This is a genomic window from Actinomadura rubrisoli, assembly GCF_004349215.1.
Lineage (GTDB): Bacteria > Actinomycetota > Actinomycetes > Streptosporangiales > Streptosporangiaceae > Spirillospora > Spirillospora rubrisoli.
On the sequence record NZ_SMKU01000687.1, the window covers coordinates 1 to 1543 of the forward strand.

Annotated in this window: 3 protein-coding genes; 2 read left to right on the forward strand and 1 reads right to left on the reverse strand. The window is 70.1% G+C overall.

The window, feature by feature from the left end:
* On the reverse strand, positions 1-298 hold a 298-nt coding region (locus E1298_RS46860; RefSeq protein ID WP_341770715.1), incomplete at its 3' end, for a DUF6597 domain-containing transcriptional factor.
* Between the two features lie 76 nt (positions 299-374).
* On the opposite strand from E1298_RS46860, the gene E1298_RS46865 reads away from it, so the two are divergent.
* Together E1298_RS46865 and E1298_RS46870 are read left to right on the forward strand one after the other, a co-directional pair.
* Positions 375-929, forward strand: coding sequence for a type 1 glutamine amidotransferase domain-containing protein (locus E1298_RS46865; protein WP_131903791.1), 555 nt, complete (start codon positions 375-377; stop codon positions 927-929).
* A 109-nt stretch (positions 930-1038) separates the two neighbouring features.
* A partial coding sequence (locus E1298_RS46870; protein WP_243726272.1) for a pyruvate kinase occupies positions 1039-1543 on the forward strand: 505 nt, incomplete at its 3' end.

The window sequence follows — 1543 nt, forward strand, 5'->3', positions numbered from 1 at the left end:
CCACCCGCCCATCCCGGACGGCATCGGCCGGCACACCCAGCACCGGCGGCGCCGCCCCGGGCGCGAAACGCACCGCCACCACCACCTCACCCGGCCGCATCACCGCAGGCATCGGCCCCGTATCGGGCCCCGCCACCAAGATCTCCCCGTCCAGGCCCGACCACATCACATCGACGCACCCGTCCGGCACGACCCGCTGCACGAAAGGCGCGGCGTCACCCGGCAACCCGGCCGTCCACGCGCACACCAGCCCCCCGCACCCGGGAACCGGCACCTCGCGATACCCGGTGGTGTTCATACCTTCCTGCATACCACCCGCCTCGATGGGCAGGGGGCTCTACAGAACGGGAAACACACGACAGCGGGAGGCCACCATGCCTACGGACCTGCGGGGCAAGACCATCGCGTTCCTCTGCGCCCCCGAAGGCACCGAACAGGTCGAGCTCACCGAACCCTGGAAGGCCGTGGAGCAGGCCGGCGGCACCCCCCGCCTCGTCTCCACCGACTCCGGCCGCATCCAGGCGTTCAACCACCTCGACAAGGCCGACAGCTTCTCCGTCGACACCACCGTCAACGTCTCCGGCCACGACGAGTTCGACGCCCTCGTCCTCCCCGGCGGCGTCGCCAACCCCGACTTCCTGCGGACCGACCCCAACGCCGTCGCCTTCGCCAAGGCGTTCTTCGACGCCGGCAAGCCCGTTGCCGCTATCTGTCACGCACCTTGGATACTCATCGAAGCCGGCGTCGTCCGAGGCCGCACCATGACTTCCTGGCCCAGCCTCCAGACCGACCTCCGCAACGCCGGCGCCTCGTGGGTCGACGAAGAGGTGAAGATCTGCGAAGGCGGACCCAACGTCCTGGTGACCAGCCGCAAACCCGACGATCTCAAGGCGTTCTCCCAAGCCGCCATCGAGGTGTTCAAGCGCTGACCGGCCACATGTGGTCTAGACCACGTTGGAAGCGGAGAGGCGCCTACCAACATCCGGCTTGGCCCGCGAAACCCGCCCAGAGCCCCGCGCCGACGGTACCGTTGTCCATGTGACCCGTCGAGCGAAGATTGTCAGCACCATCGGCCCCGCCTGCTCCAGCACCGAGCAGATCAACGCCCTCGTCGAGGCCGGCGTCGACGTCGCCCGGCTCAACATGAGCCACGGCGAACACGCCATCCACGAAGAGGTCTACCACCGGATCCGAGCCGCGGCCGACGCCACCGGCCGCGGCGTCGGCATCCTCGCCGACCTGCAGGGCCCCAAAATCCGCATCGGCCGGTTCCCCGACGGCCCCGTCCGGCTCACCCTCGGCGACGAGTTCACCATCACCACCGAGGACGTCCCCGGCAGCCGCAAGGAGGTCTCCACCACCTACCAGGGGCTGCCCGGCGACGTCAGCCCCGGCGACTCCGTCCTCATCGACGACGGCCGCGTCGCCCTCCAGGTCGTCGCCGTCGACGGCCCCCGCGTCCGCACCACCGTCACCGTCGGCGGCATGGTCTCCGACAACAAGGGCCTCAACCTGCCCGGCGTCCCCGTCAGCGTCCCCGCCC

What these genes read in the sequence shown, in the direction of transcription:
- E1298_RS46865 (WP_131903791.1), top strand. Translation starts at nt 375, where the DNA reads ATGCCTACGGACCTGCGGGGCAAGACCATCGCGTTCCTCTGCGCCCCC.